This is a genomic window from Catenulispora sp. GP43 (assembly GCF_041260665.1).
Classification (GTDB): Bacteria; Actinomycetota; Actinomycetes; order Streptomycetales; family Catenulisporaceae; genus Catenulispora.
In genome coordinates this window covers 64736-83238 of record NZ_JBGCCT010000044.1, presented here as the reverse complement: position 1 = coordinate 83238, position 18503 = coordinate 64736, and the positions used below count along the sequence as shown (strand labels likewise).

Annotated in this window: 12 protein-coding genes; 5 read left to right on the top strand and 7 right to left on the bottom strand. The window is 70.8% G+C overall.

Features of this window, described 5'->3' with window-relative positions:
• Positions 1–450: 450 nt before the first annotated feature.
• Positions 451–1332 (bottom strand): LysR family transcriptional regulator, encoded by an 882-nt coding sequence (locus ABH926_RS49315; protein ID WP_370374343.1) that lies wholly within the window; start codon positions 1330–1332, stop codon positions 451–453.
• Between the two features lie 112 nt (positions 1333–1444).
• On the opposite strand from ABH926_RS49315, the gene ABH926_RS49310 reads away from it, so the two are divergent.
• Positions 1445–2458: an NADP-dependent oxidoreductase gene (locus ABH926_RS49310; RefSeq protein ID WP_370374342.1), complete on the top strand. Its 1014-nt coding sequence runs from the start codon at positions 1445–1447 to the stop codon at positions 2456–2458.
• Between the two features lie 18 nt (positions 2459–2476).
• Here ABH926_RS49310 and ABH926_RS49305 read toward each other — a convergent pair whose 3' ends face one another.
• The 6 genes from ABH926_RS49305 to ABH926_RS49280 are packed head-to-tail and all read right to left on the bottom strand — an operon-like array spanning position 2477 to position 8385.
• The gene (locus ABH926_RS49305; RefSeq protein ID WP_370374346.1) at positions 2477–3463 is read right to left on the bottom strand and encodes a hydroxyacid dehydrogenase; all 987 of its coding nucleotides are present in this window, start codon (positions 3461–3463) and stop codon (positions 2477–2479) included.
• A 26-nt stretch (positions 3464–3489) separates the two neighbouring features.
• Positions 3490–4614, bottom strand: a complete 1125-nt coding sequence (locus tag ABH926_RS49300) for a Gfo/Idh/MocA family protein (RefSeq protein WP_370374341.1) — start codon at positions 4612–4614, stop codon at positions 3490–3492.
• On the bottom strand, positions 4599–5246 hold the full coding sequence (locus ABH926_RS49295) for a ThuA domain-containing protein (protein WP_370374340.1): 648 nt from the start codon (positions 5244–5246) through the stop codon (positions 4599–4601). The genes ABH926_RS49300 and ABH926_RS49295 overlap by 16 nt, the downstream gene beginning before the upstream one ends.
• Positions 5243–6112, bottom strand: a complete 870-nt coding sequence (locus ABH926_RS49290; RefSeq protein ID WP_370374339.1) for a carbohydrate ABC transporter permease — start codon at positions 6110–6112, stop codon at positions 5243–5245. The genes ABH926_RS49295 and ABH926_RS49290 overlap by 4 nt, the downstream gene beginning before the upstream one ends.
• Positions 6109–7008 carry a carbohydrate ABC transporter permease gene (locus tag ABH926_RS49285; RefSeq protein WP_370374338.1) on the bottom strand — a complete coding sequence of 300 codons (900 nt, stop codon included), beginning with the start codon at positions 7006–7008 and terminating at the stop codon, positions 6109–6111. The genes ABH926_RS49290 and ABH926_RS49285 overlap by 4 nt, the downstream gene beginning before the upstream one ends.
• Positions 7009–7011: 3 nt before the next feature.
• Positions 7012–8385, bottom strand: coding sequence for an ABC transporter substrate-binding protein (locus tag ABH926_RS49280; RefSeq protein ID WP_370374337.1), 1374 nt, complete (start codon positions 8383–8385; stop codon positions 7012–7014).
• 340 nt (positions 8386–8725) lie between these two features.
• On the opposite strand from ABH926_RS49280, the gene ABH926_RS49275 reads away from it, so the two are divergent.
• The 4 genes from ABH926_RS49275 to ABH926_RS49260 are packed head-to-tail and all read left to right on the top strand — an operon-like array spanning position 8726 to position 18489.
• Positions 8726–11008 (top strand): glycoside hydrolase family 42, encoded by a 2283-nt coding sequence (locus ABH926_RS49275; protein ID WP_370374336.1) that lies wholly within the window; start codon positions 8726–8728, stop codon positions 11006–11008.
• A 53-nt stretch (positions 11009–11061) separates the two neighbouring features.
• Positions 11062–14244 (top strand): alpha-mannosidase, encoded by a 3183-nt coding sequence (locus ABH926_RS49270; RefSeq protein ID WP_370374335.1) that lies wholly within the window; start codon positions 11062–11064, stop codon positions 14242–14244.
• Entirely contained in the window at positions 14237–16534 is a 2298-nt protein-coding gene (locus ABH926_RS49265; RefSeq protein ID WP_370374334.1) for an ROK family protein, read from the top strand. The genes ABH926_RS49270 and ABH926_RS49265 overlap by 8 nt, the downstream gene beginning before the upstream one ends.
• A 14-nt stretch (positions 16535–16548) precedes the next feature.
• Positions 16549–18489, top strand: coding sequence for a DUF2264 domain-containing protein (locus tag ABH926_RS49260; RefSeq protein WP_370374333.1), 1941 nt, complete (start codon positions 16549–16551; stop codon positions 18487–18489).
• The last annotated feature ends 14 nt before the right edge of the window (positions 18490–18503 follow it).

Below are 18503 nucleotides of genomic sequence, written 5' to 3'. Positions count from 1 at the left end.
CCACAGCAGCGTGTGATCCGACTTGATACCGCCAGGCCGGGATGATTCCGTTTACGGCGACGACAGCGACGAGGGATCCGGGACAGAGGCGACCAGCACTCAGACCGCAGCCCACGCGGGGTGTTGGGATCCCTCCGAGCCGAGGCCGCTCGCCGCGCAGGCGCCGCCGGAGGCGCTTTTGACTGTCGCAGTAGACAGCACCACCTGCCCACACCACCGCCGCCGTCACGCGACTCGACCCACCACCCAACCCGCGCCACCAGCGGATCCCGCAAACCATGCGCGAAGCCGTAAAAAAGCCTCTAACCCAACAACTAACCGCACCAACACCCCCACGCCACCCCACACACAGCCAGAGGCCCCTGATTTCGCGAGGACGATCCGGCCCGACAGCCCGCCGATCCCAAAAGCTCCCCTCGCCCTGCCCTGCCTAGTCCTGCCCCGCCCTACCTAGCCCAACATCTCCCGCGCCACCCCGCGCAGCAGCCGCACCAGTTCCCGCGGCGCCGCGGCCTTCGCGTCGGCGCGGGTGGCCACGCTGACGATCCGGCGCGTCGGCCCGTCCGCGCCGAGGCCCGTCACGGTCACGCCGGCGACCGGGCCGGTGACCGTCAGGCGGGGCAGGATCGCCATGCCGACGCCCTGCGCGATCATCGACAGCACCACGCCGTCGTCGGCGACCTCCAGCGTCGCCTTCGGCAGGAAGTCCTGCGTGCGCCACCAGTCGCGGGTGTACGAGGAGCAGTTCTCCGGCCAGTCGATCAGCGGCAGGCCGCGGGGCTCTTTGCGCGTGGCGGGATAGGCCAGCACGTACGGTTCGCGCAACAGCTCCCCGACCACCATGCCGTCCGGGGCCGGGGTGTCGTCGTCGAGGGTGGCGATCGCCAGGTCCGCGCGGCCTTCCTCGACCTCGCCGACGGTGCCGGCGCCGAGTTCCGGCACGACCAGCACGCGCGGCGTGACGCCCGGATACCGGGCCGCGAGCCCGATGATCGCCGGCGGCAGCAGCACCGCCGCCGCGCTGCGGAACGCCGCGACCCGCAGCGTGCCGCTGACCGTGCCCTCCTGCGCACCGCGCGCCTCGGCGCCCAGCAGCTCCAGCTGGCGCAGCACCTGCCGGGCCCGCACCACGGCCCGCTCCCCCGCCGGGGTCGGCCGCGCACCGCTGCGGCCGCGCTCGAACAGCACAGCTCCGACCTTGCGCTCCACTCCGCGGATCGCGTGCGAGACTGCGGACTGGGTGGTCCCGCTGACCTCCGCGGCGGCGGTGAAGCTCCCGGTGCGCGCCACGGCGACCAGCAGACGCAGCTCAGAGGGGGCGAGGTCGGTCATGGCGATCACTGTAGTCCGAGGGCGATCGATCATGAAAGCCGCTCATGGAAAGCGGTGATCCAGAAACGCACGCATCTGCTTCTGAACTGCGTGGTTCTCTACTGTCATGGCCATGCCAGTCAACGCGACCTACCAAGCCATCCGGCAAGCCCGCCGCCCGCAGGGCCGCCCCACCGCCGCCGATTTCGAGTTCGTCTCCGGCCCGCTCCCGGACCTCGCGCCGGGCCAGATCCTGGTGCGGAACCTGGCCCAGTCCGTCGACCCGTACATGCGCGAGGCGATGCACTTCGGCGACTGGGAGAAGGGCTTCGGGCTCGAGGGCCGGGTGCTGGGCCGGGTCCTGGCCTCGAAGGACCCGGCGGTCGCCGAGGGCAGCGTCGTCTTCCACCGCCACAGCTGGGCCACACACGCAGTCGTCACCGCAGCCGATATCCGGGTCCTGACGGTCCCCGGCGGCGTCCCGCTCACCGCCTACCTCGGCATCCTCGGCGGCACCGGCCTGACCGCCTACGTCGGCCTGAAGCGGATCGCGAAGCTCCAGCCCGGCGAGGACCTGTTCATCTCGGCGGCCGGCGGCGGTGTCGGGACGGCGGCGGCGCGCATCGCCCGGGTGATGGGCGCCGGCCGGCTCATCGGCAGCACCGGCTCCCCGGCGAAGGCGAAGCACCTGATCGAGCACGTCGGCTTCGACGCCGCCGTGGACTACCGCGCCGCGACGCCGCTGGCCGACCAGCTGAGCGCCGCGGCACCGGACGGCATCGACGTCTACTTCGACAACGTCGGCGGCACGCACCTGGAAGCCGCGATCAGCGTCCTGCGCCACCACGGACGCATCGCGTGGTGCGGCGCCGTCGCGCAGTACGACGACCTGGACAACCCGCCCGCCGCACCGGCGAACCTCTACGACATCGTGGGCAACGCGCTGCGCCTGGAAGGGTTCCTGGTGCGGGACCACCTCGACGCCCGCGAGGAGTTCGAGGACTTCCTCATCCCGCACATCGTCTCCGGCGCCGTACCGGTCGACGAGACCGTGGTGCACGGCTTCGCCAACACGGTCGACGCCTTCGTATCCATGCTCGGCGGCGGCAACACCGGGAAGATGGTCGTCATCTTCGAAGAGGACTGATTACCCGAGGACTGGGACTCACGCCACCCGGTCCAGGTCGGACCGCACCACCCGGTGCCGTAACGGAATACCGCTGACCAGCCGCTCGACCTCCTCCACCACCGCGTCGCCGATCCGCGTCAGCTCGTTGCCGACGGATCCGGCGATGTGCGGGGTGAGGAACACGTTCGGCAGCCGGTACAGCGGCGAATCCGCGGGCAGCGGCTCGGGATCGGTGACGTCCAGGACCGCGCTGAGCCGGCCCGACACCAGCTCGTCGGTCAACGCCCCGGCCTCGACCAACGCGCCCCGTGACGTGTTGATCAGCGTGGCGCCGTCCGGGATCGAGGCGAGCCGGCGCCGGTCCAGCATCCCGCGCGTGGCCGGCAGATCCGGCGCGTGCACGGTGACGATGTCGCTGCTGCGCAGGAGATCGTCCAGCGACAACAGCACGGCACCGAGCTCGGTGGCCTCGGTCGGCCCGATGTACGGATCACTCAGGAAGACCTCGAAATCCAGCGGCCGCAGCAACTCCAGCAGCCGCCGCCCGACCCGCGAAGCGCCGATGACGCCGACCCGGCGGCGATGGTTGCCGAGCCTCTCCCGCCGCCGCTCCCGCTCGGGATCGGCGGCGCCGCGCGAGCCGGTGAACGACTCTCGCAGCACGAAGGCGTTCTTACCCGCCAACAGGATCGCGGCCAGCGTGTACTCGGCGACCGGGATCGCGTTGGCCTCCGCCGCGGAAGACACCAGCAGTCCGCGCTCCCAACACGCGTCGGTGACATAGCCCCGCACGGTCCCGGCCGCGTGCAGGACGGCCCGCAAACGCGGGGCGCCGTCCAGCACGCTCTGGTCGATCGGCGGCGCGCCCCAGCTGGTGATCAGCACCTCGGTCGAGGCCAGGGCGCGGGCCGCCTCGGGCTGCCGGAAGTCGTCCACGACCAGGCAGGCGTCGATCTCGGTCAGCTCGCGCAGCCGGTCCATGGCCTGCGGCGAGAACAGCCGGGGCAGGTTCTCGTGGGGCATGGCGAACAGCGCAGCCGGCTGCTTCCTCAAAGTTCCGGCTCCTGCTCCTGCTCGGGCCGGGCCCCGGCCGGGACCGCCGCCGGACGCTCGCAGGTGCTGCCGACGGCCACCGATTCCCCGCTCTTCGCGGCGGCGAGCAGCGATTCCATGACGTCCAGCACGTGGAAGGCCACCTGACCGTTCGCTCGATGCGGAACGCCTTCGCCGAGCGCCCGAGCCAGATCCGAGACGCCGTAACCGCGGGAGGCGTTCCGGTACCCACCGCGCTCGGGGACCTGCTCCCACTCCTTGGCCTCGGCGCGGAAGATGCGCACCTGTCCGTCGAATCCGTTGGGATCCGGCACTTCCAGCGAACCGGCGGAGCCGTAGACCTCGATCCGCGGCAGCTGCCCGGCCCACACGTCGAAGCTCATCACCAGCGTGGACAACGCGCCGCCCTCGTGCTCCAGCACCCCGGTGACGTGCGTCTCCACCTCCACCGCGAACTCGGTGCCGGCGCGCGGCCCGCTGCCGACGACCCGCGTGGGACGCGGCGTGGAGCTCATCCCCACCACGCGCTTCACCGGGCCGAGCAACGTGACCAGCGCCGTGAGGTAGTACGGGCCCATGTCCAGCAGCGGGCCGCCGCCGGGGCGGTAGTAGAACTCCGGGGCCGGATGCCAGCGTTCGTGGCCCGGCGTGACCATGAACGCGGTCGCGGCCACCGGGACGCCGACGTCCCCGGCGTCAAGCACCGCGCGCGCCGTCTGGATCCCGGTACCGAGCACGGTGTCCGGCGCGCATCCGACGCGCACCCCGGCGCGCTCGGCCGCGTCCAGCACCGCGCGGGCTTCGGCGGTGGTGGCCGCCAGCGGCTTCTCGCCGTAGACGTGCTTGCCGCCGGCGATCGCGGCGTGCGCGACCTCGGCGTGCGCGGCGGGGATGGTCAGGTTCAGGACCAGGTCCACGTCGTCCGCCGTGTACAGCTCGTTCGGCTTGGCCGCGCGCGCCCCCGGGACTTGGGCCGCGGCCGCGGCGGCGCGCTCGGCGTCCAAGTCGGCGACGGCCGTGATCCGCAGGTTCGGCAGCCGCGGCACCGCCTGGAAGTACTGGCCGCTGATGTTCCCCGCTCCCACCACGCCCACGCGCAGCGCGCTCATCGCGTCGCCCATGCCATTCCCCTCCTGATCATCGCATCGACTTCGGGTACTTCCAGGTCGGCCGGCCGATGGCCGACCGCCGTGACGAACACGCGGCCGGCTCCCCACTGCCGGGTCCAGGTGACCGGCACGACGGCGCCGGCGAGTTCCGGGACGTCCGGGTCCTCGGCGTAGTCGGTGACGGCCAGGACCTCGACCTGCGGATCCATGTGCAGGTAGTACTGCTCGGTGGTCACCGTGAACGGCTCGATGCCGGCCACGATCGGGTGATCGGCGACCGTGCGTACCTCGTAGGTGGTGAACTCGCGCGGGTGGTGAACGAACTGCCCGCCGGTCATGAGCTGATAACGGGTCTCGCTACGGAAGGCATCAATGATCCCGCCGTGCCAGCCGGCGAAGCCGGTCCCGGCACGCACCGCCTGGATCAGGCCGTTGGTCTGCTCGCCGCTGATCTGTCCCATGGTCCAGCACTGGACGATCAGGTCGGTGCCGGCCAACAGCTCCTCGTCGAGGTAGCTGTCCAGGGTGTCGGAAATCGTGACGTCGTAGCCGTCGTCCTTGAGGACGGCCGCGTACTTGTCGCTCGTCGGGATCGGGACGTGGCCGTCCCAGCCGCCGCGGACCACCAATGCGTGCTTGGTCATGGGATCTTCTCCGGGTTCTGTGTCACTGTCACTCCTCCACTGCCCGCCGCCGCGCCGCCGGCGACGCCCTCGACCAGGTTGCGCTGGAGCAGCGCGAAGACGGCGAGGATCGGCAGCGCCACGATGATCGTCGCCGCCGCGACCAGCGGCCACTGCGAGGAGTACTGCCCGAAGAACGAGAACAGGCCGCGGGTGACCGGCCACAGGCTCTGGTCGTTGAGCATGACCAGGGGCAGGATCAGGTTGTTCCAGCCGGCGACGAAGCCGAAGATGCCGAAGGTGGCCAGCGCCGGCTTCATCTGCGGGACGATCATCGTGAAGATGTAGCGGATGTATCCGCAGCCGTCCAAGGCGGCGGCCTCGTCCATCTCGCGCGGGATGGTCTTGATGTACCCGACGAAGAAGAAGAACCCGGCTCCGGTCAGCGAGGTCATGATCAGGTAGCCGATGCGGCTGTTGTAGGTGCCGATCTTCTGCGCCTCGATGAACAGCGGGATCAGGCCGGCCGGCAGGAACCCGGAGAACACGAAGAACCCGTACAACATGTTGGAGTGCTTGAACCAGCCGCGGGAGATCGGGAATGCCAGGAAGACACCGAGAATCAGGGTGATGATGTCGGGGACGATGGCGTAGAGCAGGCTGTTCACCATCTCGTTCGAGAAGTCGCCCTGGCTCCAGGCGTCGCTGAAGTTGGAGAACGTCCACGGGTGCGGCAGCCCGGTCGGGTCGTTCAGGAACTCGTTGTTGGTCTTGAACGCCTGCAGCGCCAGGTAGACCAGCGGGAGGGCGAAGAAGCCCACCGAGATCACCAGACAGGCCAGTTGCAGGCCGCCGGTGCGCGTCACAGCTCGCAGCCGAAGGCTCACAGCGTCACCTCCCGCCGCCGCAGGAAGACCAGCAGCGCGCTGCCGATCACCAGGGTGATGACGAACTGCGCCACCGCCAGCATCGAGCCGTAGCCCAGCGACGGGTTCACTCCGAAGGCGGTGTCGAACATGTACATGCCGAGCGTCTTGGTGCCGTAGTGGCCGTCCGTCAGGACCCTGATGAGCGCGAACTCGCCGACGCACCCCATCGCGGTCAGGAAGACGTTCACCGTCGTGGCGTTGGCCAGCAGCGGCCAGGTGATGTGGCGGAACGTCCGCAGGCGCCCGGCGCCGTCGAGCGAGGCGGCCTCGTACAGCTCCGGCGGGATCCGCCGCAGCGCGGCGATGTAGACCAGCATGGTGTAGCCGCTGAACATCCAGACGTTGATCATGATGACCAGCCACAGCGCCCAGCTCTGGTCGCCCAGGAAGGCGCTCGTCGAGCCGAACAGGCCGTGGTACACCGGCTCGGCCGGGCCGTTCTGCGGGTCGAAGACCAGCGAGAACAGCACGCCGACGATGGTCACGGAGAAGACCTGCGGCATGAAGATCAGAGCGCGATAGAGCCCGAATCCGCGCCGCCGGTGGCGCAGCAGCAGCGCGAGTCCGAGGCCGATCGCGATCTGCAGGACCGTGACGCCGGCGACGTACTTGAGCGTCACGACCACCGAGGCCGAGAAGTCGGACCAGGAGCTGTTGAACGCGTTGCTGTAGTTGCAGAGCCCGCAGAAGTGCAGCGGGGTGCCCGGGAAGCCGGAGTACTCGGTGAAGGAGAAGAAGACCGTCGACACCGACGGGAACAACCCGAAGACCAGCCAGCCGATGGAGGGCACGGCGATGGAGGCCCAGGGCAGCCACCGCCGTGTCCGCTTTGTGCCGAAGGGGATCGTGCTCACAGGTCAGTGCCCCACTGCCGACTTGTAAGCGTCCGCCGATTCCTTGAGTGCCTGGGCCGGGGTCTGCGAACCGAACGGCTGCATCTTGGTCCGGTCCTGGTCGCCGGCCGCCGTCGGGAACTTGGTCGACGTCCAGGGCTGCTCGGCGTTGACGAAGCCCTGGGAGGCGTGCGTGGACAGCCAGTCGGTCCAGGACAGCGCGGGCGTCGGCACCGCCGGCTCGGTGGAGATCGATCCGGTGGCCTTCAGCCACGCCGCGTAGTTGTCCGGCTGGGTGAACAGGTCCAGCCACTGCATCGCCAGCTGCTGATGCTTGGACCAGGTCGGGACCACCCAGGACAGGTCCGGCGCCAGGACGGCGCGGTTCGCGGCAGCGTCGTCGGCGCCGGGCAGCGCCATGAAGCCGAAGTTCAGGCCCGGGTTGGACTGCGCGATGGTGTTTCCGTCGTAGGAGCCGTCGAAGAAGAACGGGAAGTCGTTGGTCTTGGCGGCCCATACTCCCGGAGCCGACTGCGCGGGCACACCCGCGGCGTTCGGCTCCATGTAGGACAGGACCTTCTCGTACCGGTTCGCGGTGTCGGCGTAGACCGGATCGGTCCAGCTCTGGGCACCGTTCCAGAAGTCCTGCGCGCGCTTCTCCCACACCGCCGGGGCGTCGGTACTCGGCTTGCCCTGCATCAGCAGCTGGTTCATGATCCCGAACCACGCGATGCTCTGGTAGCCGTCCTTGCCGGCCACGTACAGCGGCGTGATGCCCTTCGACTTCAGGACGTCCATGTCGTTGATGAACTCGCTGTAGGTCGTCGGGACCGACAGGCCGTACTTGGTCAGCAGGTCCTTCTTGTAGAACATGCCGGAGTTGTTGACGTATTCGGCCGTCATCACGCCGTAGGTGCCGTTGTTGTAGCCCATGGCGTACTTCTGCGCGGCCGGGTCGAAGCGCTTCATGAACGGCTGGTTCGACAGGTCGACGAACTGGCCGGACTGGATCAGCGCCGGGGTGCCCTGCGGGATGATGCCGGTCGACGCCGGCGGATAGGCGTGCGGAGTCGGCGGGAACTGCGCCAGCACGTCCACGCTCTTGGCCGAGACCAGGCTCTGCCACAGCGTCGGCCACGCGTTGCCGGCCGTCGGCGCGGTCTGCATCTTGATCTTGACGCCGGGGTGCTGCTTCTCGAACTCGGCGTTCACCTTCTCGGTCTGGGCGACGGCGGCCGGGTTCGTCCACATCGCGATGGTGAGCGTCTGCGACGACCCCGAACCACTACCTCCGCCGCTGCTGCCACAGGCCGCCAAACCGGTGGCGAGCGGCACGGCGGCGAGCGCCGCGAAGGCACGCCGGAAACGCACGGATTGCAAAGATGTTGTTCTGGCCATGACGGCTCCTCGAAGAAGAGTTGGGAGGTCACGGCCGACGGGCCTCACACCGCGTTCACAGCGGCGTGAAGAAGTCCTGGAGGTGTCCCGAAGTATCGGAGCGGATCGGCGGCTGGGTCAAGGCTTGTCGGCGTCAAAAGACTTCTCTGACAAGGAAAACCGCTAAAGCAATGATCGTCAACTGGCATCTGTGCAGATCAGAGCGGTTCACAACGGTGCTTCAGTGAGAAGCCTTGTCGGACTAACACTCTTGGAGTTACATACCCCTCACGTCGCCGACGGCGCGTGTCCTGGAGGAAACCAAACCACCCGCCATCCGAAACCCCTGAAGGGGGAACTGATGCTGCGCACGGTTCGACGCGGAGCGATTCCACTGATGTGCGGCCTGGCCGCCAGTGTGTTCGTCGCGCAATATGCGACCGCCGACCCCGCACCAGCACACGCAACGTCAACGCAAAAAACGCACGCCGCCCCCACTTCCGACTACTGGGCCTCGCAATTCCAGTTCGACAACAACGGCACACCGTGGTCCACCGCGGACTTCGCGGCGATCAAGGCCAAGGGGATCGACCGCGCCGAGCTCAACATGCCGTGGGCGAAGCTGGAGCCCTCGCGCGGCACCTTCGACTTCTCCGAGTTCGACCAGGAGCTGGCGAACGCAGCGGCCGCCGGCGTGAAGCTGGTGCCGATCTTCTGGCAGTCCGGCTGGCGCGACAGCCCCGCGACCTTCGAGACCGACCACGAGGTGACCAGCACCGGCGCCACCGGCGTCGCGCTGGCCTGGTGGGACCAGACCGAGCAGAACGACTACTTCGCCTACGTCACCGCCACCGTCGCGCACGTCACGCACAACCCGGGCTACGGCGGCGCCTTCATGGACTACGGCCACCTCGACGCGCAGTGGCTGGACAGCCCCGGCGAAGGCGGCTGGGCTCCGGCGGACATCGCGTACTTCCAGACCAAGTGGCTGCCGGCCACCTACAAGACCATCGCCGCCTTCAACGCGAAGTACGGCACCTCGTACACGGCGTTCAGCCAGGTGCCGGCCGCGCTCCCCGGCGCCCCGCTGGACAGCGTCTACCAGGCGTTCCGCCAGTGGAGCGTGCAGGACACGTATGACCGGCTCACCGCGGCGGTGCGCAAGGTCAGCGACGCGCCGCTGTTCTACTACTTCGGCGGGCACATCGCGAACGCCCCGCAGCTGGGCAACCTTCCGGACATCTTCTTCAACCTGGCCAGGAAGTACCACGCCACGGTCGTGGAGGACGCGGCCAACTCCGCCGGCCTGAGCCTGCTGTTCGGCAGCCTGGGCCGCGCCTACCACGTCCCGGTCGCCCAGGAGTGGACCGTGTTCGGCACCGACGACCAGATCCCGTCCGAGGCGGTGAACTGGCTGTCGATGTACGCCATGACGCTGCCGTACGGCGGCGGCGAGGACTTCTTCATCCACGACGGCACCAGCAAGGACGTCATCGGCTATCCGATCTACACCTCCTGGCTGCCGCAACTGCAGAAGTTGTCCGGCTCGTTCCCGACGCAGCCGGTCGCGGTCTACATCGACTACTCGCAGGCCCGCGGCAACGACAGCGGCGGCGCCCTGAACAACGTCGAGAACACCATCTCCGCGCTGTGGGCCGGCTACCAGGCCGGGTTCTCGGTGGTCACCAGCGAGGAGATCGCCAACCACGCCGACAGCCTGTCGCACTACCGCGCGGTGCTGCCGATGAACGGCTCCGACGCCGATATCGCCGCGTACCAGAAGGCCGGCGGAACCGTGCTCAGCAACGGATCGCAGCTCGCTTCCTACGCGCCGGCCTACGCCGACCTCACCAGCCAGCACGCGCTCCAGGTCGTCCCGGCCACCGCCGCGGACCACCGCAGCGCGCAGATCACCCTGGGCGAAGTGAGCCCGAGCTTCGGCTACACCGGCTCGGTCACGCTGCACCCGGACGGCCTGAACCTGGTCCACGGCACGTACCACGTGGTGGACGCGCTGACCGGCCAGGCCCCGGCGCAGAAGGTGCTGGCCGACGGCAGCGTGTGCGTGCCGGTCGCGATGACGTCGGCGCAGCTGGACCAGTGGTCGATGCTGCCGGGCTCGGCTCCGGCCGGCACGCCGGTCCCGGCCGACTGCCCGTCGTCCAGCGGCGGCGCGGCATCCGTCACCGGCACCGCCGGACAGACCGGCGGCGGCCTGCTGTTCCTGTCGGTCGGCGCGACCGGTCTGGGCGGCGACGGCAACCTCACCCAGGTGACGCAGGGCGGCCAGACCGCTTACCAGACCTGGACTTCCGCGCAGAGCGGCGTCACGCCGGCGAACGTCTACCTCCAGCTCGACCCGTCCAGCCAGGTCGCCAAGGCCTCGACGGTGACGGCGAGCATCACCTACTGGTCGGTCGCGGGTCAGGGATTCCAGGTGCAGTACGACTCCCCCGGCGCCCCGTACTTCGGCGGGCCGACCGTGGCCGGCAGCGGGACCGGGAGCTGGCAGACCGCGACCGTGACGCTGACCAACGTGCAGTTCGCCGAACTGCAGAACCTGTCCGCCGACCTGCGACTGGCGGTCACGGACCCGACCAAGCCCCTGTATGTCAGCAGCGTGACGCTGTCGTCCGCCGGCTGACGCACCAGACCTGACGCACTTCCGCACCACCGTTTCGAAGGGACCGCCCCACCGTGCACGACGACCGCAAACTGGTGGAAGACCGCATCACGCGGTATCTCAGCCACGTTCTCCATCCCGCTCTGCACCCCGAGCGCACCGCGCTGACCGTCAGCGCCTGGCACGTCCCCGGCGAACCCGTGCCGGTGACCGAGGCACTCGCCGTCCCGCAGGACCACTACCGGCCCTTCGCGATCGGCGAGACGTGGGGCGGTCCCTGGTCCACCACCTGGTTCAGGTTCTCCGGCGCCGTTCCGGCGGCGTGGGCCGGGCGGCGCGTGGAGGCCGTGTTCGACCTCGGATTCGACCCGGACCGGGGACCCGGCGGCCAGGCCGAGGGCCTGGTCCACACCCCCGACGGCCGCGCGCTGCACGGCCTGCACCCGATGAACCGCGATGTGCTGGTCAGCACGAGCGCCGAGGCCGGCGCGAGCGTCGAGTTCCTCGTCGAGGCCGCCGCCAATCCCGGCATCGAGAGCGCGCACGGCCGGCACACGCACTTCGGCGACCGCGCCACGGCCGGCGAGGACCCGCTGTACACGCTGGTCGCCGCCGACCTGGCGGTGCGCGACGAGGAGGTCTGGCACCTGATCCACGACGTGGAAGTGCTGGACCAGCTGATGCGCGAGCTGCCGCTGGACAGCCCGCGCCGCCACGAGATCATGCGGGCCCTGGTCCGGGCCGCGGACGCCACCGATCCGCGCGATGTGTCCGGCACGGCCGGCGCGGCCCGCGGCGAACTCGTCGAGGTCCTGGCCCGGCCCGCGTACGCCTCGGCGCACAGGATCAGCGGCGTCGGCCACGCGCACATCGACTCGGCGTGGCTGTGGCCGCAGCGCGAGACGATGCGCAAGTGCGTCCGCACGTTCAGCAACGTGCTGTCGCTGGCCGAGGAGTACCCCGAGCTGATCTTCGCCTGCTCCTCGGCGCAGCAGTACGCCTGGGTCAAGCAGTCCCGGCCCGAGCTGTTCGAGCGCATCCGCAAGGCCGTCGGCGAGGGCACGTTCGTCCCGGTCGGCGGCATGTGGGTGGAGGCCGACGGCAACATGCCCGGCGGCGAAGCGCTGGCCCGCCAGCTGGTGTACGGGCGCCGGTTCTTCGCCGAGGAGTTCGGCGTCGAGCAGGACGGCGTCTGGCTCCCGGACTCCTTCGGCTACACCGCCGCCTACCCGCAGCTGGCCCGGCTCGCCGGCGCCGAGTGGTTCCTGTCGCAGAAGCTGCACTGGAGCGAGACCAACGAGCTGCCACACCACACCTTCGCCTGGGAGGGGATCGATGGAACCAGGATCCTGACCCACTTCCCGCCTATCGACAGCTACAACGCCCAACTGACCGGCCGCGAGCTGGCGCACGCGCAGGCGAACTTCCGGGACAAGGGCGCCGCCACCGTGTCGCTGGCCCCCTTCGGCCACGGCGACGGCGGCGGCGGACCCACCCGCGAGATGCTGGAGCGCGCCCGCCGCCTGCGCGACCTGGAGGGATCGCCGCGCGTAGAGGTGCGGAACCCCTCGGAGTTCTTCCAGGAGGCCGCGGCGGAGTATCCGGACGCCCCGGTGTGGCGCGGCGAGCTGTACCTGGAGTACCACCGCGGCACGTACACCAGCCAGGCACGGACCAAGCGCGGCAACCGGCGCTCGGAGGCGCTGCTGCGGGAGGCGGAGCTGTGGTCGGCGACGGCCGCGGTGCGGACCGGAGCCGCTTATCCGCACGAGGAACTGGACGAACTGTGGCAGCAGGTGCTGCTGCATCAGTTCCATGACATCCTGCCGGGGACCTCGATCGCCTGGGTGCACCGGGAGGCCGAGGCGGTGTACGGCCGGATTCACGAGCGACTTGAAGCGGTGATCGCGAAGGCTGCCGAGGCGCTGGCCACCGACAATGCTCAGAACATCGGCGTGCTCAACGCTGCGGCCCATGACCGGCGCGAGGTGGTCCTGCTGGCGTCCGAGCCGTCGGGCGAGGTGGCTTCGCAGGCTTTGGCCGATGGCCGGGTCGCTGCTTTGGCCGGTGTACCGGCGCTTGGCATCGGCGAGCTGACGGCCGATCTCGCCGATCTGGCGCCGGTGACCGTCACCGCCGCGCCCGATGGCAGCCATGTGCTGGCCAACGGCGTCATCGAGGCCCGCGTCGACGCCGACGGCCTGCTCCGTTCCGTCCGCGATCTCGCCCTCGGCCGCGACGCGATCGCCCCCGGCGGCGCGGGCAACCTGCTCCAGCTGCACCGCGATCAGCCGAACTTGTGGCCGGCGTGGAATCTCGAGCGCCACTATCGCAATGTCCGTACAGACCTGGCCGAGGAGCACGGCGCCGCGGCCACCGTGACGCTGGTCGACGCGGGGCCGCTGCTGGCGACCGTGCGCGTCGAGCGGTCGTTCGGCGACTCGCACCTGGTGCAGGACATCCGTCTGGGAGCCGGTTCGCGCCGCCTCGACGTCGTCACCGACATCGACTGGCGCGAGCGGGACGCGGTGCTGAAGTCCGCGTGGGAGTTGGACGTGCATGCCGAGCACACCGCGGCCGAGATCCAGTTCGGCCACGTCACCCGCCCCACGCACGAGAACACTTCGTGGGACGCGGCGCGCTTCGAGATGTGGGCGCACCGCTGGATCCACGTCGGGGAGCACGGCTGGGGCACGGCGCTGATCACCGATTCGACCTACGGCTACGATGCTTCGCGTCTGACCCGGCCGGAAGGGGGAAGCACCACGACAGTGCGGCTGACCCTGTTGCGCGCGCCGAACTCCCCGGATCCGCAGTCCGATCTCGGGCGGCACTGCTTCGCCTACGCCGTCGTGCCCGGCGCCGACACCCGCGCGGCCCTGGCCGAGGCGCATGCGCTGAACCTGCCGCTGCGGCCGGCCGCGGCGAGCGGCGACGGTATGGGGACGTTGGAGGCCCTGGAGGCGCCGGGGGCGTTGGTGGCGCTGGGGGCGTTGGTGGCGGTCGACAATCCCGATGTGGTCGTCGAGTGCGTCAAGCTGGCCGACGACCGCTCCGGCGACGTGGTGGTCCGGCTCTACGAATCCCGGGGCGGACGGGCCACGACTCGGCTGGGCGTCGGCTTCCCGGTGGCCGAGGCCTCGGTGACCGACTTGCTGGAGCGGCCCGACACCCCGCTCGCGGTCCCCTTCGACCTGACCCTGCGTCCCTTCCAGATCCTCACCGTGCGCCTGACCCGCGGTCATTCGGATGGGTGACCTGCCCGAGCAGTCGGTGCTGAGCCGGTGGGCCGACGGCGACGGCCAGCAGGCGCTGCGCGCTTCGATCGTGCTGCTGGCCGCCGAAGGGCTGCGCAACGCCGACATCGCCCGGCGGCTGGGCGTCTCGCGGCAGACGGTGAGCACCTGGCGCAAGCGGTACGCGGCCGAGGGCCTGGACGGGCTGCTGGACCGGGCCCGAACCGGGCGTCCGTCGGCGGTGGACGAGGGCGAGATCGTGGCCAGCATCCTGACGTCCACCCCGGACGCCCGCACCTCGCGGATGGTGGCCCGCCGCCTGGGCTGTTCGCACACCGTGGTCGCGGAGACGCGGCACCGCTGGAACCTGACCGGCAGCCGGCTGACCGTCCCGCAGATCCCGGTGGTCCCCGCGCTGGAACCCAGCGACCTGTGGCCGGTGGGTCTGCACCTGGACGCCGGCTGCACGGTGCTGGTACTTGCCGGGCGCTCGGTGGCCACGGTCCCGCCGCCCTCGGCCGAGCCGGCGGTGGACCCGTACGCGCTGGCCGCGGTGGGGAACGCGCTCGTCGAGGCGACGGCCGCGGCGCAGGCCGGGGCTGGGGCTGGGGCTGGGGCCGGGACCGGGGGCGGAGCCGCTGCGTCGGTGGCAGGCCCGGCACCGGGCTCGGGCCCCGGGGCGGGCTTCGGGGCGGGCTTCGGAGCGGGCTTCGGAGCGGGCTTCGGAGCGAGTTCCGGGGCGGGCTCCGCGGCAGGTTCCGGGGCGAATTCCGACACTGATCCGGTCGGGCCCTTCCTGGACGCGGTCCGCCGGACCCACCCGCTGCCGGACCTGCACGCCGTGGTCCTGCGGGCCGAGCCGTCGAGCCCGCGGCCGGTGCGGGCCCAGATCGCCGAACGCTGCTCCCATCTGGGGATCACCGTCCACCAGCCGCCGGAACGGACCACCAGCCTGTCGTTCACCCGGGCCGTGCTGGCCCTGGACGCGGCCCGGCATCCGGAGTCCTCCACGCGCGTGCTGCTCGACGTGGCCTCGGTCCTGTCACGCTACGTGGACAGCCCGGAACCGGCGCGGGTGCGCTGGATCCGCGAACCGCTGCCGGCGCCGTCGGCCGCCCCGCCGACGCTCCCCCTGCCCGCGCCGGGCCATTCCGGCCCGGCGACCGGCGGCGGGGCCAACCAGATCGACCTGGGCTCGTTCAACGAGTGCGTGGTGATCGAGACGGTGCGGCTGGCCGGGCGGATCACCCGGGGCGAGATCGCTGAGCGCACCAGGCTCACCCAGCAGTCCGTGTCCCGCATCGCGCGCTCGCTGATCCAGCGCGGCCTGCTCGTCGAGGAACGGCAGCGGCACTCGGCGGTCGGCAAGCCGAGCAGCCCGGTTCGGCTGCGCGACGGCGCCGCGCACGCGCTGGGCATCCACATCGACCCGCACGTGCTGACCGCGGTCCTGGTCGATCTGTCGGGCCGGGTCGTCGCCAGGCGCTCCGAGCCGATCACCTCCGACCCGCGGCCGGGCGCGGTCGTGACGCAGATCGCCGATCTGGGCGAGACAGTGCTCGAACAAGCCGGGCACGGCCGCTGGGAGGAGGGCTTCCTCGGCATCGGCGTGGCCACCCCGGGGCCGGTGGACACCGTCTCCGGGACGGTGCTCGATCCGCCGCTGATGTCGGTGCTGCGCGACGTGCCGCTGCGCACCCTGCTGGAGCGCCGCTTCTCCTGCCGCATCGTGATCGAGAAGGACTGCTCGGCGGCCGCGGTCGGCGAGCGCTGGATCGGCCGCGACAGCCGGGCCTGCGACTTCGTGTACCTGTATCTGGGGACCGGCGTCGGGACCGGGTTGTTCCTCAACGGCGATCTCTACCGCGGCCTGACCGCGAACGCCGGCGAGTTCGGCCAGCTCTGCGCGGTCACCCTGGGCCGGTTCGACGAGTCGGGGCGGCCCGAGATCCTCCCGGAGTGCAACCCGGGCAGCTACGCGCCCTCCGAGCAGCAGTCACGCACGCTGGGCCGGCAGCGCTCGAGGCTGACCGTGCAGCAGGCGGCGAAGGCCGTCAGCCGGGGCGTGCTGTCGGTGATCGACCTGCTGGACGTCGGGCTGGTCGTGGTCGGCGGACCGTTCTTCACCGGGGAGGTCGCGGACGTCTGGCTCACCGAGATCGAGCACGCCGTCAACGCCTACCCCACCGCGCGCCGGCTGCGCCGCATCCGCGTCGAGCGCTCGGTGAACAGCAGCGAGGCGGTCGCGGTCGGCGCCGCGTCGACCATCTTCCACTCCACCTTCACCCCGCGGCTGCGCCGCACGCCCTGAGGACCACCGCTTTCATGAACGACCTGCGCCTGCCGCCGGAAGACCGCGTCCTGTCCCCCTACACCGGCTGGACGCGCGGACACTGGGAAGCCGTGGCCGACCACTGGCTGCTGACCGCCCGCCGCCACGCCTCGCCCGGCGGCGGGCTGATCACGCCGCCCGGCAGGCCTTCGGCGGCGGGGATCCGCAGCGACGGCATCGAGGGCTTCGCCCGCAGCTTCCTGACAGCGGCCCCGCTGCTGGCCGGACGCGCCGCCGATCCCCATGACCACGCGGGTTTCTACGCCCGGGGCCTGGCCGCCGCGATGGCGCCCGACGGCCCCGACCGCTGGGGGCGGGCGATCGGGGTCGACGAGATCCGGCAGTGGAACGGCACCCCGCAGCCGATCGTGGAGGCCGCGAACCTGGCCTTCGGGCTCGCCGTCTGCCGCGCACAGGTGTGGGACCTGCTCGACGACAAGCTGCGCGAACACACCGCCGAGTGGCTCGCCCACCACGCGGCCAAACACGGCTCGGACAACAACTGGCTGTTGTTCACGGCAGTCATCGAGGCGTTCCTGGCGTCGGCGGGCTTCCAGATCCCGGGCGGGCACGCCCAGGCCGATGTGGACCTGTTCGAGTCCTGGTATCTGGGCGACGGCTGGTTCAACGACGGCCCGGTCAGCCCGACGACGCGGCACGGGAACCGCGTGGACCACTACAACTCGTGGGTCATCCACCCGTTTCTGTGGCAGTGGTATCAGCTCTCTGATCAGCCCGCCGAGCGGCGGGAGCGGTACCTGCGGCGTCTGGGCGAGTTCGCCGACTCCTACGCGCTGCTGTTCGCCGCCGACGGATCGCCGCTGCACCAGGGGCGTTCGCTGACGTATCGGCAGGCCGTGCTGGGCGGGTTGTGGACGGCGGCGCTGGCCGGCGTCGGGGGCGAGGCGGCCGGAGCCACACGGCGCCTGGCCAGCGGTGTGCTGAGGCACTTCGCTGTGGATCTGGGGGTCGGTGTCGGCGCCGGCATCGGGGCCGAAGCGGCGCCGTCCCTGGGCTGGGGTGCCGAGCAGTTCCTTCCGATGTGCCAGGTCTACAGCGGCCCCGGCTCCCCGTATTTCGCGGGGATGGGGTTTCTGGGCCTGGCCGCCCCGGCCGACCATCGGCTGTGGACCGAGACCGAGCAGCCGCAGCCCTCGGAACGCGGCGATTATGTCAGGACTCTGTATGAGGTCGGATGGGTGATCCGCTCCGGGGACGGCGTGGTGCAGATCGCGAACCACGCCAGTGACCACGTCATCGATCCGGACACCGGAAGCGGCGATCCGCACTACGCCTCGGTCGGGTACTCCACGCACACCGCGCCCGGCGTCGGTGACGCCTGGACCGCCGGGGTGGACGGGCAGCTGGCGCTGGTCGACGAGTGGGGCCGTGCGACCCGCCGGGAGGGGCTGCGGGGCACCGCGACCGGCGAGGGTTGGGCCGCGTCGTGGTACCGGCCGCGCATGGGTGGCGTGGATGTGCCGGGAGCGCGGGTGGTCACGCTGTCAGTGCTGCATCAAGGTATTGAGCTGCGCGCACATCTGGTCACCGCACTGGCGGGGTGGACCGTGCGCGAGGGGTCGTTCGCGGTCGCGGGCGTCCGCGAGCCGAGCGCCGAGGGTACGGCGGTGCGCAACGACAAGGTGGCCGTCGATCTCGCGCCCCTGCACGGCTGGACCGGCTCCGGTGTCGCCCGCTTCCGGGGCGGCAACGCCTTCGGGGAGCACAGCGCCACGCCGTACCTCACCGCCGGACCGGTCCCGGGACTGGCGACCGTCTACGTCTCGGCGCATCGGCTGGGGCGCGCCGCGACCGCGTCCGCGACCACGACCGCGTCCGTGCCGGTCACGGTCGCGGTGGCCGGCGACTGTCTGGTCGCGACGTGGCGCGACGGCCGCCGCGACGAGTTCGTGCTCGGCGAGCTGTTCGGCTGAGCGCGGCCGGCGAC